Source organism: Bacillus sp. PPSBB_2 (genome assembly GCF_045291115.1).
Lineage (GTDB): Bacteria > Bacillota > Bacilli > Bacillales > Bacillaceae_G > Bacillus_A > Bacillus_A cereus.
This window is the reverse complement of sequence record NZ_CP147983.1, coordinates 112,663-138,603: the sequence shown is the minus strand read 5'-3', so window position 1 is coordinate 138,603 and position 25,941 is coordinate 112,663. Positions and strand designations below refer to the sequence as shown.

The window sequence follows — 25,941 nt, the reverse complement described above, 5'->3', positions numbered from 1 at the left end:
TTCTTCAAATCAGTAACATTTTACACTGCTCTGAAATCCCGGAGAGCCAGCTACTTATAAAGTGGTAAGGATTTCGTATCCTGCTTCTGTAAGAGCAATCGTGTGCTCAAAATGGGCACACCATTTACCATCTACCGTTACCACTGTCCAGTCATCAGATAGTGTTTTTACATATCGTCTTCCTTGATTCACCATCGGCTCAACACAGATGACCATTCCCGGCTTTAATCTAGGGCCTCTATTTGGTGGACCATAGTGCGGGATTTGAGGGTCCTCATGTAAGTCTTGCCCGATTCCGTGACCAACATACTCCCTAACGATCGAGAATCCATTCTCTTCAGCATGGGTTTGAACCGCATGTGAGATATTTGATAATCTCTCGCCTGGTTTTACTTGTTCTAGACCAAGATACAACGATTTTTCTGTGACATCAAGTAGCTTTTGAACAGATTCAGAAATGTTTCCAACTGGATACGTCCATGCAGAATCTCCATGGTACCCATTGTATTTCGCACCAATATCGATACTGATGATATCGCCCTCTTTGAGCTTGCGCTTCCCTGGAATTCCGTGTACAAGCTCTTCATTTACAGAAGCACATATGCTCCCCGGAAATCCGTTGTATCCTTTAAAAGATGGCGTAGCACCATATTTTTGAATCGTCTTTTCCGCTATTTGATCGAGCTCTTTCGTTGTAATTCCTGGAGTAATGTGCTGTTTCAACTCTTGATGAGTCAAAGCAACGATCCTGCCAGCTTCTCGCATGATTTCTATCTCGCGAGGAGTTTTGCAGATTATCATTACGCTAAGCCTCCGATGAGAACATCGATATCAGCAAATACTTTATTGATATCTTGCTCACCATTAATGCTTTGTAAGTAACCAAGCTCTTCGTAGAAATCAAGCAAAGGTTTTGTTTGCTTAATATTTACATCTAAACGATTTGCTACAGTTTCTTCATTGTCATCAGAGCGTTGATATAATTCGCCACCACATTTATCGCACACATCAGCTTTTGCTGGTGGATTGAATTCTAAGTGGTAAGTCGCACCGCACTCTTTACAAATGCGACGGCCTGTAAGGCGTTTTAATAACAACCCTGAATCCACATTAATGTTTAAAACATAGTCGATTTTTTTGCCAAGATCTTTCATAATTTCTTCAAGAGCTGATGCTTGTGCAACAGTTCGTGGGAAACCGTCTAGTAAGAAACCTCTTACGCAGTCGTCTTGACTTAAACGTTCACGAACGATTCCGATTGTAACTTCATCTGGAACAAGTGCACCTTTATCAATAAAAGATTTTGCTTGTAGACCCATTTCAGTTTCAGCCTTCATAGCTGCACGGAACATGTCTCCTGTTGAAATGTGAGGGATGTTATACTTGGCAACAATCTGTTCGGCTTGTGTACCTTTACCAGCACCAGGAAGCCCCATTAAAATTAAGTTCATCCTTGTTCCCCCTCAGAGTACATGAGCATGTAGGGAAGACAATTCTTCCCACTTACTCACTGCTTGATAAACCCTTTGTAATGGCGTTTTACCAGTTGGCTTTCTAGCTGCTTCATTGTTTCTAAAGCAACGCCGACAACGATTAACATACTCGTTCCACCGATCTGTGCAGATGGAGGAAGATTTCCCAATTTCGTAAAGATAACTGGTAAGATTGCAATCGCTGCTAGGAAAATTGATCCTACAAAGGTCAAACGATACAAGATTTTTGTTAGATATTGTTCCGTATTCTTACCCGGACGAATACCTGGAACATATCCACCTTGCTTGTTTAGATTCTCTGACATTTGCTCTGGATTAACCTGAACAAATGCATAGAAATATGTGAAGGCTACAATGAGCGCAACATATATGATCATTCCCACTGGGTGAGAATAGTTAAAGTTTGCAATAATCCACTGCGATACATCATGTTTCGGGAAGAACTGTGCAATAGTCGGAGGCGTAATTAAGAATGAAACAGCAAAAATTACTGGAATAACACCAGCACTATTTACCTTAAGCGGTAAATGTGTGTTTTGTGCTCCAGCATAACCACCATTTCCTCCTGTTACACGCTTCGCATATTGAATTGGGATCTTTCTAACAGCCTGTTGAATGAAAATAACACCCACAATAACTGCTAGCACAGCTAGTAAAATCAATGCAACTTTAACGATACTCATGAACAATTGATCTCCGATATTTTGAAACTGTTGCTGATACACTTGAGATATAACACTTGGGATCGCTGCGGCAATACCGCCAAAGATAAGGATGGAAATACCATTACCTACACCTTTAGCTGTAATCTGTTCACCTAACCACATTAAAAATGCAGTACCAGCAGTCAGTACCGTAGCAATGTATAAATAAGTGCTCCAACCTGGATTCAAAATTAATTGTCCACCTACCATACCGTTAAAACCGATTGACATACCAAACCCCTGAATAAACGCAAGAACAATTGTAAAGTAACGCGTGAATTGCGTTAATTTACGACGGCCCATTTCACCTTGCTTCGACCATTCCGAAAATTTAGGAACAACATCCATCTGCAATAATTGCACGATGATGGATGCTGTAATATACGGCATGATTCCCATCGCAAAGATGGAGAAGTTTTTCAAGGCTCCACCGCCAAATGTATTTAGAATACCTAAAGCATTTAATTGATCTTGTGCCTTCAGTACGTCTCCATTTGTAAATGGCACGGGGATAAACGTGCCAATCCTGAATACGATTAACATCGCTAAAGTGAATAATATTTTACGTCTTATCACAGCAACGCGCATAAAGTTGGAGATTGTACGAAACATTAGATCACCTCAACTGATCCGCCAGCTGCTTCAATTGCTTCTTTAGCACTTGAAGAGAACTTGTGCGCTTTAACAGTTAGTTTTTTCTCTACTGCTCCGCTTGCAAGAACTTTAACACCGTCGTTTAACTTGCTGATAACGCCAGTTTCCAGCAATAATTCAGGTGTTACTTCTGTACCATCTTCAAAACGATTTAACGTTGATAAGTTTACAATAGCAAACTCTTTACGGTTAATGTTTGTGAAGCCGCGTTTTGGTAAACGACGGAATAATGGAGTTTGACCACCTTCGAAGCCAAGACGAACACCGCCGCCAGAACGTGCGTTTTGTCCTTTATGACCTTTACCAGCAGTTTTACCGTTACCAGAACCGATACCACGACCGACACGGTTACGTACTTTACGAGAACCTTCTGCAGGTTTTAATTCATGAAGTTTCATTCCCAGGCACCTCCTTATATTAATGAGTTATCCTTAAGCTTCTTTTACAGTTACAAGGTGAGAAACTTTGTTGATCATACCAAGAATAGCAGGAGTTTCTTCCTTAACTACAGTTGAATTCAACTTTTTAAGACCTAAAGCTTCTACCGTCGCACGTTGATCTTGTGGACGACCAATTACACTACGAGTGAGGGTAATTTCTAACTTTTTCGCCATTTGTTTTCCCTCCTTAACCTAGTAGCTCTTCTACAGATTTACCGCGTAATTTTGCAACATCTTCAGCGCGCTTAAGTTCGCTTAATCCGTTCACAGTAGCGCGAATCATGTTGATTGGTGTGTTAGAACCAAGAGATTTCGAAAGAATATCTTGTACACCAGCTAATTCAAGGACCGCACGAACAGGTCCACCAGCAATAACACCAGTACCCTCAGCAGCAGGTTTTAAGAATACTTCACCAGCGCCAAAATGACCGTTGATTGTGTGTGGAATTGTTGTACCAACTAATGGTACAGCGATTAAGTTTTTCTTAGCGTCTTCGATAGCTTTACGGATTGCGTCTGGTACCTCTTGTGCTTTACCAGTACCGAATCCAACATGACCGTTTTTATCGCCAACTACAACTAGTGCAGCAAAGCGGAAACGACGACCACCCTTAACAACTTTCGCGACACGATTTATCGTAACTACACGTTCTTCAAGTTCTAATTTACTTGGGTCAATGCGATGCATCAATTTTCCCTCCTTTGACCATTAAAATTGTAATCCAGCCTCACGAGCAGCTTCAGCTAGAGCTTTAACACGGCCATGGTATAAGTAACCACCGCGATCAAATACTACTTCTTTAACGCCTTTCTCTACAGCACGCTTAGCAACTGATTCTCCAACTTTCGTAGCAGCTTCAATATTGCTAGTACCGTTAAGAGCAAGGTCTTTATCAAGAGTAGATGCACTTACTAACGTTACACCATTCACATCATCAATAACTTGAGCGTAAATATGTTGGTTAGAACGGAACACGTTTAAACGTGGACGCTCTGCAGTACCAGTAAGTTTAGCACGTACACGTGCATGTCTTTTCTTACGAGTCGCATTTTTATCAGCTTTAGTGATCATTCTTGTCACTCCTTTCTCTCACCTAACGGGTTTACTTAGCAGTTTTACCTTCTTTACGACGAACAACTTCGCCTTCGTAACGAATACCTTTACCTTTGTAAGGCTCAGGAGCACGTACAGCACGGATGTTAGCAGCGAATTCGCCAACACGTTGCTTGTCGATACCTTTAATTACGATCTTAGTTGGTGCAGGTACTTCAACTTCAAGACCTGCTTCCGGAGTCATTTCTACTGGATGAGAATAACCTACGCTTAATACAAGTTTATCACCTTGTTTTTGAGCACGGTAACCAACACCGACTAATTCAAGTCCGCGTGCGAAACCTTCAGTTACACCTTCAACCATGTTTCCGATTAAAGCACGAGTTGTACCGTGTAATGCACGGTGTTCCTTCTGTTCAGATGGACGCTCAACTGTTAATGTATTCTCTTCAATTTTGATAAGCATATCAGCATTGAAAGTACGAGTTAATTCACCTTTAGGGCCTTTTACTGTTACAGTATTGTCTTCTGCAACTGTAATAGTAACACCTGCAGGGATTTCAAGAATCTTTTTACCAATACGAGACATGTGGTCACACCTCCGTTCGTTTTAAATATATATTACCAAACGTATGCTACTACTTCTCCACCAGTTTGTAATTGACGAGCGTCTTTGTCTGTCATTACTCCCTTAGATGTAGAAACAAGAGCGATACCTAATCCGTTAAGTACACGTGGTACTTCGTCAGCTTTAGCGTAAACGCGTAAGCCAGGTTTACTGATACGTTTTAATCCAGTGATTACACGTTCATTGTTTGCACCATATTTCAGGAAAATACGAAGGATACCTTGTTTGTTATCCTCGATGTATTCTACATCACGAATGAAACCTTCACGTTTTAAAAGTTCAGCGATCTCTTTTTTGATTTTAGAAGCAGGAACCTCTAATTTCTCATGACGTACCATGTTCGCATTACGGATGCGAGTAAGCATGTCTGCAATTGGATCTGTCATCACCATGTGTTTTACCTCCTTCCCATTTGTGGGTTTTACCAACTAGCTTTTTTAACACCAGGAATTTGACCTTTATATGCAAGTTCACGGAAACAAATACGGCAAAGTTTAAATTTGCGGTATACAGAATGCGGACGACCGCAGCGTTCGCAACGTGTATACTCTTGTACTTTAAACTTAGGAGTACGCTTTTGTTTCGCTATCATAGATTTTTTAGCCACGTTTTCGCCTCCTCTACTTAGCGTTGGCTTCCATTATTTTTGGAATGGCATACCGAATTGTGTTAACAGTTCACGAGCTTCTTCATCAGTTTTCGCTGTAGTAACGATTACGATGTCCATACCGCGGACTTTGCTTACTTTATCATAATCAATCTCAGGGAAAATAAGTTGCTCTTTAACACCTAATGTATAGTTTCCACGACCATCGAATGATTTCTTAGAAACACCACGGAAATCACGTACACGTGGTAAAGAAACTGATACTAATTTGTCGAAGAACTCATACATTTGCTCGCCGCGTAAAGTTACTTTCGCACCGATTGGCATACCTTCACGAAGACGGAAACCAGCGATTGATTTTTTAGCACGAGTTACAACAGGTTTTTGACCTGTGATTTGTGTTAATTCTTCTACTGCGTTGTCTAACGCTTTTGAGTTAGATACCGCGTCACCAACACCAGTGTTGATTACGATCTTTTCGATTTTTGGTACCTGCATTACAGATTTATAGTTAAACTTGCTCACTAGAGCAGGAGTAATTTCCTTTTGGAACTTCTCTTTAAGGCGATTCAATGAAGTGACCTCCTTTCTTAAGAAAATTATTTATCTAATAATTCACCAGATTTTTTTGCAATACGAACTTTTTTACCATCTTCTACTTTGAAGCCTACGCGAGTAGGTTCACCTGTTTTCGGATCTAAAATCATAACGTTAGAAACGTGAATAGGTGCTTCTTTAGTAATAATTCCACCTTGTGGATTTAATTGAGATGGCTTAGAGTGCTTCTTAACGATATTGACACCCTCAACGATAACACGGTTTTGCTTTGGGAAAGCCACAAGGATAACGCCTTGTTTTCCTTTGTCTTTACCAGTGATTACCTGTACTTTATCACCTTTTTTTACATGCATCTTAATTCTGCACCTCCTTAGCAAGGCAATACCTTAAATTATAGAACTTCTGGAGCTAAAGAAACGATCTTCATGAAGTTGCTATCACGTAATTCACGAGCTACTGGTCCGAAGATACGAGTACCACGTGGGCTCTTATCGTCTTTAATGATAACCGCTGCGTTTTCATCAAATTTGATGTAAGAACCGTCCGGACGACGAGCTCCGCTCTTCGTACGTACTACTACTGCTTTAACAACGTCACCTTTTTTAACAACGCCACCTGGTGTTGCTTGTTTTACCGTAGCAACGATAATGTCACCAATGTTAGCATATTTACGACCAGAGCCGCCTAATACTTTAATTGTTAAAAGTTCACGTGCACCAGAGTTGTCAGCAACTTTCAAACGAGATTCTTGTTGGATCATGTTATGAAACCTCCCTTCGGACTAAAAATTCCGATTCGTCTATTTAGATAATAACCGCTTCTTCAACGATTTCAACTAAACGGAAACGCTTAGTAGCAGAAAGCGGGCGAGTTTCCATGATTTTAACGATATCGCCAAGTTTCGCTTGGTTTTGCTCATCATGGGCTTTGTACTTCTTAGAATACTTAACACGTTTTCCGTACAAGGAATGAGTTTTGTAAGTTTCAACTAAAACTGTAATCGTTTTGTCCATTTTGTCAGACACTACACGACCAGTATAAACTTTGCGTTGGTTACGTTCGCTCACTATGCAAACCTCCCCTCAATTTATCGATTAATTCCGATCTCTCTTTCACGAACTACAGTTTTCATACGAGCAATTGCTTTACGCACTTCACGAATGCGAGTTGGATTCTCTAATTGTCCTGTAGCAAGTTGGAAGCGAAGATTAAACAACTCTTCCTTTAAAGCTTTAACTTTTGTTTCGATTTCGGCAGTGGTTAATTCACGAATATCATTAGTTTTCATTAGATTCACCACCATTTTCTTCACGTTTTACGAATTTACATTTCACAGGTAACTTGTGAGCTGCAAGACGTAATGCTTCGCGTGCTACCTCTTCAGATACACCCGCGATTTCGAACATAATTTTCCCAGGTTTTACTACTGCTACCCAGCCTTCTGGTGCCCCTTTACCGGAACCCATACGTACTTCTAGAGGTTTTGCAGTGTAAGGTTTAGAAGGGAAAATTTTAATCCATACTTTACCGCCACGTTTCATGTAACGAGTCATTGCACGACGAGCAGCTTCGATTTGACGGTTTGTAATCCATGAAGCAGCTTGTGCTTGTAAACCGAATTCACCGAAAGCAATTTCAGTTCCACCTTTAGCACGACCACGCATTTTACCACGATGCTCTCTACGATATTTTACGCGTTTTGGCATTAACATATTATTTTCCTCCTTCCTCAGAAGCTTTCTTTTTTGTAGGAAGGACTTCTCCACGGTAGATCCATACTTTTACGCCTAATTTACCGTATGTTGTATCAGCTTCAACTGCTGCATAGTCAATATCAGCGCGAAGTGTATGAAGTGGAACAGTTCCTTCACTGTAAGATTCTGCACGAGCGATATCAGCTCCGCCAAGACGACCAGAAACCTGTGTTTTAATACCTTTAGCACCTGCACGCATAGCACGTTGAATAACTTGCTTTTGTGCACGACGGAATGATACACGGTTTTCTAATTGACGAGCGATGTTTTCGCCTACTAATTTAGCGTTAAGATCAGCTCTCTTAACTTCTAAAATGTTGATGTGTACACGCTTGCCTGTTAATTGGTTAAGAGCTTTACGAAGTGCTTCAACTTCAGTACCACCTTTACCAATTACCATACCAGGTTTTGCAGTGTGAATTGTAACATTTACACGATTTGCTGCACGTTCGATTTCTACTTTAGCAACAGCAGAATCTTTTAAGCGTACATTAATGTACTCACGGATTTTGATGTCTTCATGTAATAATGTAGCGTAATCTTTCTCAGCGAACCAACGAGATTCCCAGTCACGGATAACGCCGACACGAAGACCAATTGGATTAACCTTTTGACCCATCGATTATCCCTCCTTCTTTTCTGATACCACAACTGTGATGTGGCTTGTGCGTTTGTTAATTTGGCTTGCACGACCCATTGCACGTGGACGGAAACGTTTTAACGTTGGACCTTCGTCAACGAAAACTTTTTCTACAACTAGGTTGTTAATGTCCATCTCATAATTGTGCTCTGCATTTGCGATTGCAGATTTTAAAACTTTTTCTACAACTGGAGAAGCAGTTTTTGGTGTGTGGTTAAGGATAGCAATCGCTTCACCCACTTGCTTACCTCGGATTAAGTCTACTACTAAACGAACTTTACGAGGAGCAATACGAACTGTTCTCGCTACTGCTTTAGCTTGCATTGAAGTGCCTCCTCTCATTATCTTCTAGTTTTCTTATCGTCAGCAAGGTGACCTTTGTACGTACGAGTTGGTGCGAATTCACCTAACTTATGGCCAACCATATCCTCAGTGATGTACACAGGTACGTGTTTACGACCATCATATACAGCGATTGTGTGTCCGATGAACTGAGGGAAGATTGTTGAACGGCGAGACCAAGTTTTAACAACTTGTTTTTGCTCAGATGCAACTAATTTTTCCATTTTGCTCATTAAGTGATCATCGACAAATGGTCCTTTTTTTAAGCTACGAGCCATTTTGGTGCCTCCCTTCGTGATTGGCGTACGGTTCTAGAAATGAACCGTACTACAATCCCATTATTTTTTACGACGACGAACGATAAATTTGTCAGACGCTTTGTTTTTCTTACGAGTCTTGAATCCAAGAGTTGGTTTACCCCATGGAGACATTGGAGACTTACGTCCGATTGGAGAACGTCCTTCACCACCACCGTGTGGGTGATCAACAGGGTTCATTACAGAACCACGAACTGTTGGGCGTTTACCTAACCAGCGAGAGCGACCTGCTTTACCGATTTTGATAAGTTCGTGTTGTTCGTTACCTACTTGACCGATTGAAGCGCGACAAGCAGATAATACAAGACGTACTTCACCAGAAGTTAAACGTACAAGTACGTATTTACCTTCTTTACCAAGTACTTGAGCAGATGTACCAGCAGAACGAACTAATTGTCCGCCACGACCAGGCTTAAGCTCGATGTTATGAACAACAGTACCTACTGGAATGTTGATTAATGGTAATGCGTTACCGATTTTAATGTCAGCTTCTGGGCCAGACATAACTTCCATACCTACTTCTAAAGATTTAGGAGCAAGAATGTAACGTTTTTCACCGTCAACGTAGTTAATTAATGCGATATTCGCAGAGCGGTTTGGATCGTATTCGATCGTAGCAACGCGTCCTGGAATTCCATCTTTGTTACGCTTAAAGTCGATGATACGGTATTGACGCTTATGTCCGCCACCTTGATGACGTACAGTGATTTTACCTTGGTTATTACGACCAGCCTTCTTGCTTAAAGGAGCAAGTAATGACTTTTCGGGTCTATCAGTCGTGATTTCAGCGAAATCATTCGTAGTCATATTACGACGACCGTTAGTAGTTGGATTATACTTTTTGATTCCCATCTCAATTTCCCTCCTTCTTTAGTAAGAATTAAACGCCTTGGAAGATTTCGATTTCTTTGCTGTCAGCAGTTAGCTTAACGATTGCTTTACGACGACGGCTAGTAAAACCAGCGTGACGACCAACGCGTTTTGCTTTCGGCTTGTAGTTCATGATGTTCACTTTTTCTACTTTAACACCAAAGATCGCTTCAAGAGCATCTTTAACTTCTGTTTTATTAGATTTAACGTCCACATCGAACGTGTATTTTTTTTCAGCCATCATTTCCATAGAACGTTCAGTGATAACTGGGCGCTTAATGATATCACGAGGATCTCTCATTATGCAAGCACCTCCTCTACTTTTTCCACTGCCGCTTTTGTCATGATTAGCTTATCATGATGAAGCACGTCTAAAACGTTTACGCCATCAGCAGTGATTACTGTTACTCCAGGGATATTGCGAGCAGATAACTCTACAGATTCGTTTGCATCAGCAGTTACGATAAGAGCTTTCTTCTCAACAGTTAATCCTTTAAGTACTGCTAGCATATCTTTTGTTTTTGGTGCATTTAACACTAGGTCTTCAAGAACTACAATGTTGTTCTCAACTACTTTAGTAGCTAATGCAGATTTGATTGCTAAACGACGAACTTTCTTAGGAAGTTTGTACGCATAGCTTCTTGGTGTAGGTCCGAATACCGTACCACCACCACGCCATTGAGGAGAGCGGATAGACCCTTGACGAGCACGTCCAGTTCCTTTTTGACGCCATGGTTTACGACCACCACCGCGAACTTCAGAGCGAGTTTTTACTTTGTGTGTACCTTGACGTAAAGATGCACGTTGCATCATTACAGCTTCGAAAAGTACAGCTTCATTTGGTTCGATACCGAAAATAGCTTCAGCTAATTCGATTTCACCAACCTGTGAACCAGTTTGGTTATATACAGTAACTTTTGGCATTGGAATTCCTCCTTCCTATTGTGAATTATTTGCTAACCTTCACAGCGCCTTGAACAACTACAAGAGATTTCTTAGCACCTGGAACGTTACCTTTTACTAGTAATAAGTTGCGCTCAGTGTCAACTTGAACGATTTCTAAGTTTTGGATAGTAACTTGGTCTCCACCCATACGCCCAGCAAGTTTTTTGCCTTTGAATACACGGTTCGGAGCAACTGGGCCCATTGAACCTGGACGACGGTGATAGCGAGAACCATGAGACATAGGTCCGCGAGATTGTCCGTGGCGTTTGATAACACCTTGGAAACCTTTACCTTTAGAAATTCCTGTTACATCAACGATTTCACCTGTAGCGAATACGTCAACTTTTACCTCTTGACCAACCTCTAATCCGTCCACGTCTGCATCGCGGATTTCGCGAATGAAGCGCTTAGGAGTTGTAGATGCTTTAGCAGTGTGGCCTTGTTCAGGTTTGTTAGTTAACTTTTCACGTTTATCTTCAAATCCTAACTGGATTGCATTGTAGCCATCAGTTTCAGTTGTTTTCTTTTGAAGAACAACGTTTGGATTAGCAGCGATAACTGTTACTGGGATTAACTCACCGTTCTCAGCAAATACTTGAGTCATACCGATCTTTCTTCCTAAGATTCCTTTGGTCATGAGTTACACCTCCTACATTTTTAAGTTATATAAATTATAGTTTGATTTCGATATCTACACCAGATGGTAAGTCTAAACGCATTAATGAATCTACTGTTTGTGGAGTAGGACTCACGATGTCGATTAGACGTTTGTGCGTGCGCATTTCGAATTGCTCACGAGAATCTTTGTACTTATGAACAGCACGAAGAATTGTGTAAACAGTTTTTTCAGTTGGTAATGGGATCGGACCAGAAACTGTTGCCCCAGAACGCTTAGCTGTTTCTACAATTTTCTCAGCTGACTGATCAAGAATACGGTGATCGTAAGCTTTTAAACGGATACGAATTTTTTCTTTTGCCATTATTTTCCCTCCTTCGTTCGCCTATTTCTAAAATAGACCTTCTCCATGGAAATTTCCCCACACCATGCCATGGCAAAGCGGCCGGGTGTGTCAGCAACCTTCCACTTCATCGCAGTCAAAGACCAACATTGTCTATTATACAATGTTATTCGTCTAGATGCAAGCATCTTTTTGTTTGCATCTGCTTTTCTCTACTTTTGCTATTATACATGGCACTTTAAAGAATTTCAAGTTTTCATCTAACAGAATTCATTTTACAGTTTCTGGATTATCTTTTGTCGTTTTTATATTACTATAGAAGAAACTCGTCAAAACAAAAAACACCCTCTTCTTCCTTATATAAACGCAAACAAAAAACCTAAGGGAAAATCCCTTAGGTTTTTTTATATCAGTTAAGATTACTCAACGATAGTAGCAACTACACCGTAACCTACTGTACGTCCACCTTCACGAATAGAGAATTTAGTTCCCTCTTCGATAGCGATTGGAGCGATAAGTTCGATAGTCATTTCGATGTTGTCACCAGGCATTACCATTTCAGTACCTTCTGGTAATTGGATGATACCAGTTACGTCAGTTGTACGGAAGTAGAACTGAGGACGGTAGTTAGCGAAGAATGGAGTGTGACGTCCACCTTCTTCTTTAGATAATACGAAAACTTCAGCTTTGAATTTAGCGTGAGCTTTTACAGAACCGCTTTTTGCAAGTACTTGTCCACGTTGGATGTCTTCACGAGCAACCCCACGAAGTAAAGCACCGATGTTGTCTCCAGCTTGAGCTTGGTCAAGAAGTTTACGGAACATCTCTACACCAGTTACAGTTGTAGAAGCATTTTCTTCAGCAAGACCGATGATTTCTACTACGTCACCAACTTTAACGATACCGCGCTCAACACGACCAGTAGCAACTGTACCACGACCTGTGATAGAGAATACGTCCTCTACAGGCATTAAGAATGGTTTGTCAGTTTCACGTTCTGGAGTTGGGATGTAAGCATCAACTTCAGCCATTAATTCAATGATTTTTGCTTCCCAATCAGCTTCTCCTTGAAGAGCTTTAAGAGCAGAACCTTTGATTACAGGAATGTCGTCGCCTGGGAATCCGTATTCAGATAATAGGTCGCGAACTTCCATTTCTACTAATTCTAATAATTCTTCGTCATCTACCATGTCGCATTTGTTTAAGAATACAACGATGTAAGGAACACCTACTTGACGAGAAAGAAGGATGTGCTCACGTGTTTGAGGCATTGGGCCATCAGCAGCAGATACTACTAAGATACCGCCGTCCATTTGAGCAGCACCAGTGATCATGTTTTTAACATAGTCAGCGTGACCTGGGCAGTCAACGTGTGCATAGTGACGAGTTTCAGTTTCGTACTCAACGTGTGCAGTTGAGATTGTGATACCGCGCTCTCTTTCTTCTGGAGCAGCATCGATTTGATCGTATCCGCGTGCTTCAGCACCACCAGCTTTTGCAAGAACTGTAGTGATCGCAGCAGTTAATGTAGTTTTACCATGGTCAACGTGGCCGATTGTACCGATGTTAACATGGGGTTTAGAACGTTCGAATTTAGCTTTAGCCATTCTAAATTCCTCCTTAGTTTATATAGGTTATTTTATATTTAGACTAGAAAGTGAAACTTACGTCCCACTTTCTAAGCTTACATAAGTAGTTATACTTGAACAATCGATAAAAATCAATTATTCACCTTTATTTTTTTTGATAATTTCTTCAGAAACAGACTTTGGTACTTCTTCATAGTGGTCAAACACCATAGAGAATGTTCCGCGTCCTTGAGTGTTAGAACGTAATGACGTTGCATAACCGAACATTTCAGAAAGTGGAACCATAGCGCGAACAACTTGTGCGTTACCGCGAGCTTCCATACCTTCTACACGTCCACGACGAGATGTTACGTCACCCATAATGTCACCCATGTACTCTTCAGGAATTACAACTTCAACTTTCATCATTGGCTCAAGAATTACTGGGCTACATTTAGAAACCGCAGCTTTAAGTGCCATAGATGCAGCGATTTTGAACGCCATCTCAGATGAATCGACATCATGGTAAGATCCGTCAACTAATGCAGCTTTAATGTCAACTAGTGGATAACCAGCTAGTACACCATTTTTAAGTGCATCTTCAAGACCTGCTCCAACAGCTGGGATGTATTCACGAGGAACTACACCACCGACGATCTTGTTTTCGAATTCGAATCCTTTACCTTCTTCGTTAGGTTCAAACTCAATCCAAACGTGACCGAATTGTCCACGACCACCAGATTGACGAGCGAACTTACCTTCAACTTTCGCAGCAGCGCGGAAAGTCTCACGGTATGCTACCTGAGGAGCACCAACGTTTGCTTCCACTTTGAATTCACGACGCATACGGTCAACGATGATATCAAGGTGAAGTTCACCCATACCAGCGATGATAGTTTGGCCAGTTTCTTGGTCAGTGTGAGCACGGAATGTTGGATCTTCTTCAGAAAGCTTAGATAATGCTGTACCCATTTTATCTTGGTCAGCTTTAGATTTTGGTTCGATAGCTACAGAGATAACTGGCTCTGGGAATTCCATAGACTCAAGGATAACAAGGCTCTTCTCGTCACAAAGAGTATCACCAGTAGTAGTATCTTTTAAACCTACAGCAGCAGCGATATCACCAGCGTAAACTGTTGAAATCTCTTCACGGCTGTTAGCGTGCATTTGTAGGATACGACCTACACGCTCACGCTTACCTTTAGTTGAGTTTTTCACGTATGATCCAGAGTTTAACACACCAGAGTACACACGGAAGAACGTTAACTTACCAACATAAGGGTCAGTCATGATTTTGAATGCTAAAGCTGCGAATGGTTCTTCATCGCTAGACTTACGTTCTACTTCTTCATCTGTATCCGGTAGAGTACCTTTAATAGCAGGTACATCTAGTGGTGATGGAAGGTAGTCGATAACTGCGTCTAACAGAATTTGAACACCTTTGTTTTTGAATGCAGAACCACAGATTACTGGGAAGAATTCTACAGAAGTTGTAGCCTTACGGATACCAGCTTTAAGCTCTTCTACAGTGATTTCTTCACCTTCTAGGTACTTCATCATCATTTCTTCATCAAGCTCAGCTACCGCTTCAATAAGTTTTCCACGGTATTCTTCAGCTAATTCTTTGTGCTCTTCAGGAATTTCAACACGTTGAATGTCTGTTCCTAAATCGTTACCGTACATGTAAGCACACTCTTCAACAAGGTCAATGATACCATTGAACTCATCTTCAGCACCGATTGGTAACTGAATTGGATGTGCGTTTGCTTGTAAACGATCGTGGATTGTTCCTACAGAGTATAAGAAATCTGCACCGATCTTATCCATTTTGTTAACGAATACGATACGAGGTACGCCGTAAGTAGTAGCCTGACGCCAAACAGTTTCTGTTTGTGGTTCTACACCAGATTGCGCATCAAGTACCGCTACAGCGCCATCAAGTACGCGTAAAGAACGTTCTACTTCTACTGTGAAATCTACGTGTCCTGGAGTATCAATGATGTTTACACGATGACCTTTCCATTGTGCTGTAGTTGCAGCAGAAGTAATTGTGATACCACGCTCTTGCTCTTGCTCCATCCAGTCCATCTGAGATGCACCTTCGTGAGTTTCACCGATTTTATGAATACGTCCTGTGTAGTACAGAATACGCTCAGTTGCTGTTGTTTTACCAGCATCGATGTGAGCCATGATACCAATATTACGAGTGTTTTCTAAAGAGAACTCTCTTGCCATTTGGTGTCTTGCTCCTTCCATATATGGATTGGATTTTTTTATTTTAAGTAGCAAAAAAGCCACTTTATATTGTTACACATGTCAGTATGTCCAGTACTCTCATTATGTAAAACGAGCGCCCGATGAAAGGGAGAGGCATTCTCCCTCTCCACACTTCCATAAGCGACAAATAAAGCGGTTTATGCTTACATTTATTTTACGTTGAATCCTACCAACGGTAATGAGCAAATGCTTTGTTAGCTTCTGCCATTTTATGAGTGTCTTCACGTTTCTTAACAGATGCACCAGCGTTGTTAGCTGCATCTAAGATTTCGTTAGCAAGACGCTCTTCCATAGTTTTTTCACCACGAAGACGAGCGTAGTTTACTAACCAACGAAGACCTAAAGTTGTACGGCGTTCTGGACGAACCTCAACTGGAACTTGGTAGTTAGCACCACCAACACGACGAGCGCGTACTTCAAGAACAGGCATGATGTTCTTAAGAGCTTGCTCGAATACTTCCATTGGCTCTTTACCAGTACGTTCGTTTACGATATCGAACGCATTATAAAGAATTGTTTGAGATTTACCTTTTTTACCGTCAACCATCATTTTGTTGATAAGGCGTGTTACTAGCTTCGAATTGTACATTGGATCTGGTAACACGTCACGTTTCGCAACAGGTCCTTTACGAGGCATATTGAGTTCCTCCTTTCATTTTAAAGTTATTATTTTTTAGCAGGTTTTGGTCTCTTAGTACCATATTTAGAACGTCCTTGCATACGTTTGTCAACACCAGCTGTGTCAAGCGCACCACGAACGATGTGGTAACGTACCCCCGGTAAATCCTTTACACGACCACCGCGAATTAATACTACGCTATGCTCTTGTAGGTTATGACCGATACCTGGGATGTAAGCTGTAACCTCGATACCGTTTGTTAAACGTACACGAGCGTATTTACGTAACGCTGAGTTAGGTTTCTTTGGAGTCATTGTACCAACACGAGTACATACACCACGTTTTTGAGGTGCAGAGATATCAGTTGATTTTTTCTTTAAAGAGTTAAAACCTTTGTTTAACGCAGGTGATTTAGATTTCCATACTTTATCAGTACGACCATTTCTCACTAATTGGTTAATAGTAGGCATTTGATTATCCTCCCTTCGCATGTTTGTATGACCACATATCCAGGTGGTTCATTATTAGTTGAAAACAAAGTTTTTGCAAGGAAGAGCAAATGCTCTCTCCTCACAAAAACAGTTTTAACTTATTATTCCTATTGCTGAAGCTCCCACTTGAATCCCCGAAGCTTTACCAAGCTTACGAACTGATTCAACTTTTGTTATGGGCACGTTATATTGCATTGCAACACGAATGATAGCATGGGTTAACCGCATGTCAGCATCCTCTGCGATGACAACTTCTTTAACTGTACCATTTTTGATTGCCTCCAATGTACGTTTATGACCAACGACTACATTTTCAGCAGTTGATACTTTTTGATAAGACATATAAATATCCTCCAAAGCATCGTTCAGGAGCAACCTTGATTATAGTAACATTTTGACTCATACAATGTCAACTAAGATTAATTGTTTTTATACAAAATTTATGCCGGAAAATTTTACTGTTCCACATAAACCTCATCGTTTTCTACATTCATGTCATCTTGTGTTGTTTTTACAAGATCCACTTTGCGATAACGATTCATACCTGTTCCAGCAGGAACAAGTTTACCGATAATAACATTTTCTTTTAATCCTAGAAGTTCATCGCGTTTACCCTTAATTGCTGCATCAGTTAAGACACGAGTTGTTTCTTGGAACGATGCTGCAGATAAGAATGAATCTGTTTCAAGTGAAGCTTTTGTAATACCAAGTAGAACAGGTCTAGCTGTTGCTGGTTGCTTACCTTGCAGTAAGACCTTAGCATTCGCATCAGTGAACTGATGGATATCTAGTAATGTTCCTGGTAATACATCTGTTTCACCTGCATCACTTACACGAACTTTACGTAACATTTGACGTACCATTACTTCTACGTGTTTGTCACCAATTTCTACCCCTTGCATACGGTATACTTTTTGAACTTCACGTAATAAGTATTCTTGAACCGCCGTAATGTCCGTTACTTTTAGTAATTCTTTCGGATCAATAGAACCTTCTGTTAACTCTTTACCGTGGCTAATTGGCTGTCCTGGAGTTACTTTCAGACGAGCACCGTAAGGAATAGCATACGTACGAGCTTCAACTTCACCCTGTACAACTACTTCTTGGCGATCTTTAACGTCGTTGATCGCTGCGATAACACCGTCGATTTCACTGATAACTGCCTGACCTTTCGGATTACGAGCTTCGAAGATCTCTTGGATACGAGGTAAACCTTGAGTAATATCATCTCCGGCAACCCCACCTGTATGGAATGTACGCATCGTTAACTGTGTACCTGGCTCACCGATAGATTGAGCTGCGATAATACCTACCGCTTCTCCTACTTCTACGTCTGTTCCAGTTGCTAAGTTACGACCGTAACACTTCTTACATACACCGTGGCGAGTGTTACACGTAAACGCTGAACGAATGTTTACAGTTTCAACACCCGAATTTTCAACGATATGAGCGATATCTTCAGTAATTAATTGATTTTCAGCAACTAATACTTCACCTGTTTCAGGATGTTTTACAGTTTTTCTTGCAAAACGTCCAACAAGACGATCATATAATGACTCGATAACTTCATTACCCTCTTTAATCGCACCAATTAATAAACCGCGATCTGTTCCACAATCATCTTCACGAACGATTACATCTTGTGCAACGTCAACAAGACGACGTGTTAAGTAACCAGAATCGGCAGTTTTAAGTGCTGTATCGGCAAGACCTTTACGCGCACCATGCGTAGAGATGAAGTACTCAAGTACTGTTAAACCTTCACGGAAACTCGATTTGATTGGAAGTTCGATGATACGACCAGATGGATTGGCCATAAGACCACGCATACCAGCAAGCTGAGTAAAGTTAGATGCGTTACCACGGGCACCTGAGTCACTCATCATGAAGATTGGGTTGCGTTTATTCAAGGATTTCATCAGTTTTCCTTGGATAACATCTTTTGCATTACTCCAAATAGAGATAACGCGATCGTAACGTTCTTCTTCCGTGATTAAACCGCGACGGAATTGTTTAATTACATTATCTACTTTTGCTTGTGCTTCGTGGAGAATTTCATCTTTTTCGCCTAATACAAGAATGTCAGATACCCCAACTGTAATACCAGCTTTTGTAGAGTACTTGAATCCTAAGTTTTTCATACGGTCAAGCATGCGAGACGTTTCTGTAATTTGGAAACGTTTGAACACTTCCGCAATGATGTTACCAAGGATCTTCTTGCTAAATGGCGCCACTTCTTCGCGACTAGCAATAATTTCTTTAATGTTCGCACCTTTTTCAACGAAATATTTCGCTGGTGTTTCTTTTTCAAGGTTTGAATTTGTTGGTTCATTAATATAAGGGAACGACTCTGGTAAGATTTCGTTAAATATTAATTTACCAACTGTTGTTAATAGAAGCATACTCTTTTGCTCTTCAGTAAATGTTGCGTTGTTTACTGCACTTGCAGCTACTGCAACACGTGTATGAAGATGAACATATCCATTTTGATATGCAAGCAATGCTTCATTTGCATCTTTGAAGACCATACCTTCACCGATTGCACCTTCACGCTCAAGTGTTAAGTAATAGTTACCTAATACCATATCCTGAGATGGAGTAACAACTGGTTTACCGTCTTTCGGGTTCAAGATGTTTTGTGCCGCTAACATAAGAAGACGAGCTTCAGCTTGAGCTTCTGATGATAAAGGTACGTGAACGGCCATTTGGTCACCGTCAAAGTCCGCGTTGTATGCAGTACATACAAGTGGGTGAAGACGGATTGCGCGACCTTCTACTAATGTAGGTTCAAACGCCTGGATACCAAGACGGTGAAGTGTTGGTGCGCGGTTTAGAAGTACTGGATGTTCTTTAATCACAGACTCTAAAACGTCCCAAACTTCAGGTTGTACACGCTCGATTTTACGTTTCGCACTCTTAATGTTATGTGCTAATCCTTTTTCAACTAACTCTTTCATTACGAAAGGTTTGAACAGTTCAAGCGCCATTTCTTTTGGTAATCCACATTGATACATCTTTAAGTTCGGTCCTACAACGATTACAGAACGACCAGAGTAGTCAACACGTTTACCTAATAAGTTTTGACGGAAACGTCCTTGTTTACCTTTAAGCATGTGAGATAGTGATTTTAATGGACGGTTACCTGGCCCAGTAACTGGACGGCCACGACGACCATTATCGATTAATGCGTCTACAGCTTCTTGTAACATACGTTTTTCGTTTTGAACGATGATGCTTGGTGCACCTAAGTCCAATAGACGTTTTAAACGGTTGTTACGGTTAATTACACGACGGTATAAGTCGTTTAAGTCAGAAGTAGCAAAACGTCCACCGTCTAACTGTACCATTGGGCGTAGTTCTGGTGGGATTACTGGTAGAACATCTAAGATCATCCAAGACGGTTCATTTCCAGAGTTACGGAATGCTTCTAATACTTCTAGACGTTTAATAGCACGAGTACGGCGTTGTCCTTGTGCTGTTTTTAATTCTTCTTTTAAGAAGTCTACTTCTTTATCTAAATCGATGTCTTGTAGTAGCTTTTTAATTGCTTCTGCACCCATAGCAGCTTGGAATGTGCTACCATATCGATCACGATATGCACGGTATTCTTTTTCAGAAAGTAATTGCTTCTTATCAAGTGGTGTATCTCCACTTTCTGTTACAACATAAGAAGCGAAATAAATTACTTCTTCAAGCGCGCGAGGGGACATGTCTAAGACAAGTCCCATGCGGCTCGGGATACCTTTGAAATACCAAATATGAGATACAGGAGCAGCTAATTCGATATGACCCATACGTTCACGACGTACTTTTGCACGCGTTACTTCAACGCCACATCGATCACAAACTACACCTTTATAACGTACACGTTTGTATTTTCCGCAATGACATTCCCAGTCCTTTTGTGGTCCGAAAATACGCTCACAGAACAAGCCATCTTTTTCAGGCTTTAACGTACGATAGTTAATAGTTTCTGGTTTCTTAACTTCACCGTATGACCAAGAACGAATCTTGTCAGGTGAAGCAAGTCCAATCTTCATATATTCAAAGTTATTTACATCTATCAAGGGGCCTACCTCCCTTTTAGTCTACAGGTTATCCCAATTATTCCTTAGTTGTCTCAACTTCGACATTCAATTTATCTGCTGATTGATGATCATCGTCATCTTCTGTATCACGCATTTCAATTTCTGTATCGTCGCTAGACATCATTTTAACGTCCATACCTAAACTTTGCAGCTCTTTAATCAATACTTTGAATGATTCAGGAACGCCTGGTTCTGGAACATTTTCGCCTTTAACAATTGCTTCATAAGTCTTAACACGTCCAACAACATCATCAGACTTCACTGTTAAGATTTCTTGAAGAGTATAAGCAGCACCGTAAGCTTCAAGTGCCCAAACCTCCATCTCACCGAAACGCTGTCCACCGAACTGAGCTTTACCTCCAAGAGGTTGCTGCGTTACAAGTGAGTATGGTCCAGTAGAACGAGCATGAAGTTTATCGTCAACCATGTGCGCAAGTTTGATCATATACATGACACCAACAGATACGCGGTTATCGAATGGTTCACCAGTACGTCCGTCATACAGGATTGTTTTCGCGTCATTTGCCATACCAGCTTCTTCAATTGTGCCCCAAACATCTTCCTCACGAGCACCATCGAATACTGGTGTTGCAATGTGAATGCCAAGGTATCTTGCTGCCATACCAAGATGAAGCTCTAATACCTGACCGATATTCATACGAGATGGTACCCCTAATGGGTTTAACATGATATCGATTGGCGTACCGTCTGGTAGGTAAGGCATATCTTCTTCTGGTAAAATACGAGAAATAACACCTTTGTTACCGTGACGTCCGGCCATCTTGTCACCTTCAGAAATTTTACGTTTTTGAACGATATATGCACGTACAAGTTGATTCACGCCTGGTGGCAATTCATCGCCATCTTCACGGTTGAATACTTTTACGTCTAAGATAATACCGCCACCACCGTGTGGTACACGTAGTGATGTATCACGTACTTCACGCGCTTTTTCTCCAAAGATAGCATGTAATAGACGTTCTTCAGCTGTTAATTCTGTTACACCTTTAGGTGTTACTTTACCAACAAGTAAATCTCCATCTTTTACTTCAGCACCAACGCGAATGATACCGCGCTCGTCAAGGTTACGTAATGCGTCTTCCCCAACGTTTGGAATGTCACGTGTAATTTCTTCTGGTCCAAGCTTCGTATCACGAGCTTCTGATTCATATTCTTCAATATGAATAGAAGTGTACACATCATCTTTTACAAGGCGCTCACTCATGATGATCGCATCCTCGTAGTTATAACCGTCCCAAGTCATGAAGCCAACAAGCACGTTACGTCCAAGTGCTAGTTCACCTAATTCCATAGAAGGACCATCCGCAAGGATTTCACCTTTTACAACTTCATTTCCAACACTTACGATTGGACGTTGGTTGTAACAAGTTCCTTGGTTAGAACGAATGAATTTTTGCATTTTGTAGCGATCTAAGTCGCCTTTTACTGTTTGACCGTCAACTTCTACATAGCGACGTACCCAAACTTCACGTGCTTCTACGCGCTCAACAACACCAGGATGTTTACAGATTACTGCAGCACCTGAGTCTTTTGCTGATACGTACTCCATACCTGTACCTACAATCGGAGATTCCGGATTCATTAACGGAACCGCCTGACGTTGCATGTTCGCTCCCATAAGTGCGCGGTTAGAGTCATCGTTTTCTAAGAACGGAATACAAGCTGTCGCTGCCGACACTACTTGTTTTGGAGATACATCCATGTAGTCGATGCGTTCTCTATTTGTGACAATGTTTTCACCACGGAAACGAGCTACGATATCTTCACTTAGGAATTCACCTTCGTCAGATAATTTCATATTCGCTTGGGCTACAACATAGTTATCTTCTTCATCTGCTGTTAAGTAATCAACATGCCCTGTTACAAGACCAGTTTCTGGGTCGACACGACGGTATGGTGTTTCAATGAAACCAAACTCATTTACTTTCGCGAACGAAGATAATGAGTTAATCAAACCGATGTTTGGTCCCTCTGGTGTTTCAATCGGACACATACGACCGTAGTGAGAGTAATGAACGTCACGCACTTCAAAGCCTGCGCGCTCACGCGTTAAACCACCAGGTCCTAATGCAGATAGTCTTCGTTTGTGAGTTAACTCTGCTAATGGGTTTGTTTGGTCCATAAACTGAGATAACTGAGAACTTCCGAAGAACTCTTTAATAGATGCAATAACAGGACGAATATTAATTAGTGCCTGTGGTGTAATTGCATTTGTATCTTGGATCGACATTCTCTCACGAACAACACGTTCCATACGAGAAAGACCGATACGGAATTGATTTTGTAACAGTTCTCCAACAGAACGCAGACGACGGTTTCCTAAATGGTCAATATCATCTGTATCCCCTACTTTGTATAGTAGGTTGAAGAAGTAACTGATAGAAGCAAGGATATCACCTGGTGTGATGTGTTTCACATCACGAGTAATGTTTGCATTACCAATTACATTAATTACGCGTTCGCCTTCCGACTCAGGAGCATAAATCTTAATAGATTGCAGCTCAACATCGCCTTCTACCACTCCACCCATTGGTTTCGCTGTTTTGAATCCAATGTTTTTCTCTAAGTAAGGTAAAATGCGATCAAGTGTACGACGATCTAAGATTGTTCCTTCTGCCGCTAAAATTTCACCAGTTTCTGGATCCACTAATGTTTCAGCTAAACGTTGATTAAACAATCTGTTTTTAATGTGTAACTTCTTGTTGATCTTATAGCGACCTACATTTGCTAAATCGTAGCGCTTTGGATCAAAGAAACGAGACACAAGTAAGCTCTTAGCATTTTCTACTGTTGGTGGTTCACCAGGACGTAGACGCTCATAAATTTCAAGCAATGCTTTTTCTGTGCTATCTGTGTTGTCTTTTTCTAATGTGTTGCTTAAGTATTCGTTATCACCTAAAAGCTCGGTGATTTCTTGATCAGAGCCAAACCCTAATGCGCGTAACAAAACAGTTACAGGAAGTTTACGCGTACGGTCAATACGCACATATACAACATCCTTAGCATCTGTCTCATACTCTAACCAAGCTCCGCGGTTTGGAATTACAGTAGCAGTAAAACCACGTTTTCCGTTTTTATCCACTTTGCCACTATAGTATACGCTTGGAGAGCGAACTAACTGGGAAACGATAACACGTTCTGCACCGTTAATTACGAATGTTCCAGTCTCTGTCATGAGTGGGAAATCTCCCATGAACACATCTTGTTCTTTTACTTCACCAGTTTCCTTGTTGATTAGACGCACTTTTACACGAAGTGGTGCTGCATACGTCACATCACGCTCTTTGCATTCGTCTACAGAGTATTTAGGTTCACCTAAGCTGTAGTCGATAAATTCAAGCGATAGATTTCCCGTAAAGTCTTCAATCGGAGAAATGTCTTGGAACATTTCTCGCAAACCCTCATCAAGAAACCACTGATAAGAAGAGGTTTGAATTTCGATAAGATTTGGTAACTCTAATACTTCACTAATACGGGCATAACTTCTTCGTTGGCGGTGGCGTCCGTATTGAACTAGTTGACCTGTCAACTGCTTCACCCCTCAAATCATGAGTATTATAAATGCACAAAAAAATTTGTGCAAAATCACAAATAAATACAACTACTGCTATTAGCGTAGTCTCTTTCTCTTAAAGATAAATACGTTGAGTCTTTCTACCTGCTCAAAAAAGAAAAATGGCTTCTATAAGAAAACCATCATTCTGTTTCATAATCTGCTGATTTTACTATCTTTTCCAAGAGAAACAAAAATATACATCTTTCTCAACGCAGAAAATCATATATTGGCATTGTATAATGTTAACATAGCCAAAAATAACCGTCAACGTTTTTTTGATTTTATGATATAATATCCTTTTTTCTTTTCTACAACCTCAACTTCAGAAAATACTTCTTCTAGTTTTTTTAGCGCAGACGGTGCACCTTGTTTCTTTTGAATAACAATCCAAAGCTCTCCATCTGGAACTAAATACTCCACAGCTTTTTCTAAAATCTCATGTACGATATCTTTACCCGCACGAATCGGAGGGTTAGATAGAATAGCAGCATACTTACCATCTACATTTTCATAGACGCTACTTTGAAAAATACGTATATTCTCGATTTTGTTATTAGCGGCGTTTTCTTTCGCAAGCCCAAGTGCCCTCTCGTTCACATCCACCATGTGAACTTCACGACCTTGAAACTCTTTCGCTAACGACAAACCAATAGGACCGTATCCGCAACCTACGTCTAATATATCACCTTTAATATCTGGCATTTGAAACGCTTCAATTAAAAGACGGGAACCAAAGTCCACTTCGTTTTTCGAGAACACCCCATGGTCAGATAAGAAAGTGAATCGAGATCCACGAAGGGCAAACTCCCATCGCTTACGATCACTTTTACTAGAAGGGTCGTTAGAAAAATAATGGTCTGCCATATGGCCACCTCTTTTCTTTACAGTTAAAAAAAAAGCTCGCATGAGAGCGAGCTTTTTTTAAAGCATCAAAAGTTAATTACTTAACTTCTACAGCAGCGCCAACTTCTTCAAGTTTAGCTTTGATTTCTTCAGCTTCTTCTTTAGCAGCAGCTTCTTTGATTACTTTTGGAGTGTTGTCAACTAATTCTTTAGCTTCTTTTAAGCCAAGACCAGTGATTTCACGAACAACTTTGATAACTTTGATTTTTTGTGCACCAGCGCTAGTTAGTTCCACATCAAATTCAGTTTTCTCAGCAGCAGCTTCTCCAGCGCCACCAGCAACAGCTACAGGAGCAGCAGCAGTTACGCCGAATTCTTCCTCGATAGCTTTTACTAAGTCGTTAAGTTCTAATACAGTCATAGATTTAACTGCTTCAATGATTTGTTCTTTAGTCATTGTAAATATCCTCCCTTAAATAGGTTTGTATTGTTTTATCGATAATACGTAATTAT

The 25,941-nt window shown here is 40.8% G+C and carries 33 protein-coding genes; all 33 read right to left on the bottom strand.

Annotation, left to right across the window (positions count from 1 at the left end; all coding sequences use genetic code 11):
• Positions 1-54 precede the first annotated feature (54 nt).
• A complete protein-coding gene (gene map, locus V6946_RS00705; protein ID WP_000582539.1) occupies positions 55-801 on the bottom strand; it encodes a type I methionyl aminopeptidase in 747 nt (248 codons plus the stop codon).
• On the bottom strand, positions 801-1,451 hold the full coding sequence (locus tag V6946_RS00700) for an adenylate kinase (RefSeq protein WP_001048989.1): 651 nt from the start codon (positions 1,449-1,451) through the stop codon (positions 801-803). Before V6946_RS00700 ends, map begins: the two co-directional genes overlap by 1 nt.
• 56 nt (positions 1,452-1,507) lie before the next feature.
• Positions 1,508-2,809, bottom strand: a complete 1,302-nt coding sequence (gene secY, locus V6946_RS00695) for a preprotein translocase subunit SecY (protein ID WP_366981741.1) — start codon at positions 2,807-2,809, stop codon at positions 1,508-1,510.
• Positions 2,809-3,249, bottom strand: coding sequence for a 50S ribosomal protein L15 (gene rplO / locus V6946_RS00690; protein WP_000766081.1), 441 nt, complete (start codon positions 3,247-3,249; stop codon positions 2,809-2,811). The genes secY and rplO overlap by 1 nt, the downstream gene beginning before the upstream one ends.
• Before the next feature lie 33 nt (positions 3,250-3,282).
• The gene (gene rpmD / locus V6946_RS00685; RefSeq protein ID WP_001085234.1) at positions 3,283-3,465 is read right to left on the bottom strand and encodes a 50S ribosomal protein L30; all 183 of its coding nucleotides are present in this window, start codon (positions 3,463-3,465) and stop codon (positions 3,283-3,285) included.
• 13 nt (positions 3,466-3,478) lie between these two features.
• Complete coding sequence (gene rpsE / locus V6946_RS00680; RefSeq protein ID WP_000554646.1) at positions 3,479-3,979, bottom strand: 30S ribosomal protein S5; 501 nt, start codon at positions 3,977-3,979, stop codon at positions 3,479-3,481.
• Positions 3,980-4,000: 21 nt separating this feature from the next.
• Positions 4,001-4,363, bottom strand: a complete 363-nt coding sequence (gene rplR, locus V6946_RS00675) for a 50S ribosomal protein L18 (RefSeq protein WP_000628816.1) — start codon at positions 4,361-4,363, stop codon at positions 4,001-4,003.
• Positions 4,364-4,394: 31 nt separating this feature from the next.
• Positions 4,395-4,934, bottom strand: a complete 540-nt coding sequence (rplF, locus tag V6946_RS00670) for a 50S ribosomal protein L6 (protein WP_000086558.1) — start codon at positions 4,932-4,934, stop codon at positions 4,395-4,397.
• A 32-nt stretch (positions 4,935-4,966) separates the two neighbouring features.
• The gene (gene rpsH, locus V6946_RS00665) at positions 4,967-5,365 is read right to left on the bottom strand and encodes a 30S ribosomal protein S8 (RefSeq protein ID WP_000245511.1); all 399 of its coding nucleotides are present in this window, start codon (positions 5,363-5,365) and stop codon (positions 4,967-4,969) included.
• A 29-nt stretch (positions 5,366-5,394) separates the two neighbouring features.
• Complete coding sequence (rpsN, locus tag V6946_RS00660) at positions 5,395-5,580, bottom strand: 30S ribosomal protein S14 (RefSeq protein ID WP_001085700.1); 186 nt, start codon at positions 5,578-5,580, stop codon at positions 5,395-5,397.
• A gap of 33 nt (positions 5,581-5,613) precedes the next feature.
• A complete protein-coding gene (gene rplE / locus V6946_RS00655; protein WP_001080831.1) occupies positions 5,614-6,153 on the bottom strand; it encodes a 50S ribosomal protein L5 in 540 nt (179 codons plus the stop codon).
• A 26-nt stretch (positions 6,154-6,179) separates the two neighbouring features.
• Positions 6,180-6,491, bottom strand: a complete 312-nt coding sequence (gene rplX / locus V6946_RS00650) for a 50S ribosomal protein L24 (protein WP_000558200.1) — start codon at positions 6,489-6,491, stop codon at positions 6,180-6,182.
• Between the two features lie 38 nt (positions 6,492-6,529).
• On the bottom strand, positions 6,530-6,898 hold the full coding sequence (rplN, locus tag V6946_RS00645; RefSeq protein ID WP_000615912.1) for a 50S ribosomal protein L14: 369 nt from the start codon (positions 6,896-6,898) through the stop codon (positions 6,530-6,532).
• A 43-nt stretch (positions 6,899-6,941) separates the two neighbouring features.
• Positions 6,942-7,205, bottom strand: a complete 264-nt coding sequence (gene rpsQ / locus V6946_RS00640) for a 30S ribosomal protein S17 (protein ID WP_000004106.1) — start codon at positions 7,203-7,205, stop codon at positions 6,942-6,944.
• Positions 7,206-7,225: 20 nt separating this feature from the next.
• Positions 7,226-7,426: a 50S ribosomal protein L29 gene (gene rpmC, locus V6946_RS00635; RefSeq protein WP_000855718.1), complete on the bottom strand. Its 201-nt coding sequence runs from the start codon at positions 7,424-7,426 to the stop codon at positions 7,226-7,228.
• On the bottom strand, positions 7,416-7,850 hold the full coding sequence (gene rplP, locus V6946_RS00630; RefSeq protein WP_000928969.1) for a 50S ribosomal protein L16: 435 nt from the start codon (positions 7,848-7,850) through the stop codon (positions 7,416-7,418). Before rplP ends, rpmC begins: the two co-directional genes overlap by 11 nt.
• A gap of 1 nt (position 7,851) precedes the next feature.
• Complete coding sequence (rpsC, locus tag V6946_RS00625; RefSeq protein ID WP_000529956.1) at positions 7,852-8,511, bottom strand: 30S ribosomal protein S3; 660 nt, start codon at positions 8,509-8,511, stop codon at positions 7,852-7,854.
• 3 nt (positions 8,512-8,514) lie between these two features.
• Positions 8,515-8,856: a 50S ribosomal protein L22 gene (gene rplV, locus V6946_RS00620; RefSeq protein WP_001148024.1), complete on the bottom strand. Its 342-nt coding sequence runs from the start codon at positions 8,854-8,856 to the stop codon at positions 8,515-8,517.
• A gap of 17 nt (positions 8,857-8,873) precedes the next feature.
• A complete protein-coding gene (gene rpsS / locus V6946_RS00615; RefSeq protein ID WP_000124454.1) occupies positions 8,874-9,152 on the bottom strand; it encodes a 30S ribosomal protein S19 in 279 nt (92 codons plus the stop codon).
• 60 nt (positions 9,153-9,212) lie between these two features.
• Positions 9,213-10,043 carry a 50S ribosomal protein L2 gene (gene rplB / locus V6946_RS00610; RefSeq protein ID WP_000511583.1) on the bottom strand — a complete coding sequence of 277 codons (831 nt, stop codon included), beginning with the start codon at positions 10,041-10,043 and terminating at the stop codon, positions 9,213-9,215.
• 28 nt (positions 10,044-10,071) lie between these two features.
• Entirely contained in the window at positions 10,072-10,362 is a 291-nt protein-coding gene (rplW, locus tag V6946_RS00605) for a 50S ribosomal protein L23 (protein WP_001205558.1), read from the bottom strand.
• Complete coding sequence (rplD, locus tag V6946_RS00600; RefSeq protein ID WP_001127258.1) at positions 10,362-10,985, bottom strand: 50S ribosomal protein L4; 624 nt, start codon at positions 10,983-10,985, stop codon at positions 10,362-10,364. The genes rplW and rplD overlap by 1 nt, the downstream gene beginning before the upstream one ends.
• Before the next feature lie 25 nt (positions 10,986-11,010).
• Positions 11,011-11,643 (bottom strand): 50S ribosomal protein L3, encoded by a 633-nt coding sequence (gene rplC / locus V6946_RS00595; protein ID WP_000160207.1) that lies wholly within the window; start codon positions 11,641-11,643, stop codon positions 11,011-11,013.
• A 34-nt stretch (positions 11,644-11,677) separates the two neighbouring features.
• Positions 11,678-11,986 carry a 30S ribosomal protein S10 gene (rpsJ, locus tag V6946_RS00590; protein ID WP_001040596.1) on the bottom strand — a complete coding sequence of 103 codons (309 nt, stop codon included), beginning with the start codon at positions 11,984-11,986 and terminating at the stop codon, positions 11,678-11,680.
• Positions 11,987-12,384: 398 nt separating this feature from the next.
• Positions 12,385-13,572 carry an elongation factor Tu gene (tuf, locus tag V6946_RS00585; protein ID WP_001029614.1) on the bottom strand — a complete coding sequence of 396 codons (1,188 nt, stop codon included), beginning with the start codon at positions 13,570-13,572 and terminating at the stop codon, positions 12,385-12,387.
• Positions 13,573-13,689: 117 nt separating this feature from the next.
• Positions 13,690-15,768, bottom strand: a complete 2,079-nt coding sequence (gene fusA, locus V6946_RS00580) for an elongation factor G (protein ID WP_000090370.1) — start codon at positions 15,766-15,768, stop codon at positions 13,690-13,692.
• 208 nt (positions 15,769-15,976) lie between these two features.
• Positions 15,977-16,447, bottom strand: a complete 471-nt coding sequence (rpsG, locus tag V6946_RS00575) for a 30S ribosomal protein S7 (RefSeq protein ID WP_001137491.1) — start codon at positions 16,445-16,447, stop codon at positions 15,977-15,979.
• A gap of 29 nt (positions 16,448-16,476) precedes the next feature.
• Positions 16,477-16,899, bottom strand: coding sequence for a 30S ribosomal protein S12 (gene rpsL / locus V6946_RS00570; RefSeq protein WP_001142341.1), 423 nt, complete (start codon positions 16,897-16,899; stop codon positions 16,477-16,479).
• Positions 16,900-17,013: 114 nt separating this feature from the next.
• A complete protein-coding gene (locus tag V6946_RS00565; RefSeq protein WP_000121837.1) occupies positions 17,014-17,262 on the bottom strand; it encodes a 50S ribosomal protein L7ae-like protein in 249 nt (82 codons plus the stop codon).
• A 113-nt stretch (positions 17,263-17,375) separates the two neighbouring features.
• Complete coding sequence (gene rpoC, locus V6946_RS00560) at positions 17,376-20,987, bottom strand: DNA-directed RNA polymerase subunit beta' (RefSeq protein WP_000567939.1); 3,612 nt, start codon at positions 20,985-20,987, stop codon at positions 17,376-17,378.
• Positions 20,988-21,024: 37 nt separating this feature from the next.
• Entirely contained in the window at positions 21,025-24,558 is a 3,534-nt protein-coding gene (rpoB, locus tag V6946_RS00555) for a DNA-directed RNA polymerase subunit beta (protein WP_000147553.1), read from the bottom strand.
• A 291-nt stretch (positions 24,559-24,849) separates the two neighbouring features.
• On the bottom strand, positions 24,850-25,449 hold the full coding sequence (locus tag V6946_RS00550) for a class I SAM-dependent methyltransferase (protein ID WP_000763262.1): 600 nt from the start codon (positions 25,447-25,449) through the stop codon (positions 24,850-24,852).
• Positions 25,450-25,525: 76 nt separating this feature from the next.
• Positions 25,526-25,885, bottom strand: a complete 360-nt coding sequence (gene rplL, locus V6946_RS00545) for a 50S ribosomal protein L7/L12 (RefSeq protein WP_000159736.1) — start codon at positions 25,883-25,885, stop codon at positions 25,526-25,528.
• Positions 25,886-25,941 lie beyond the last annotated feature (56 nt).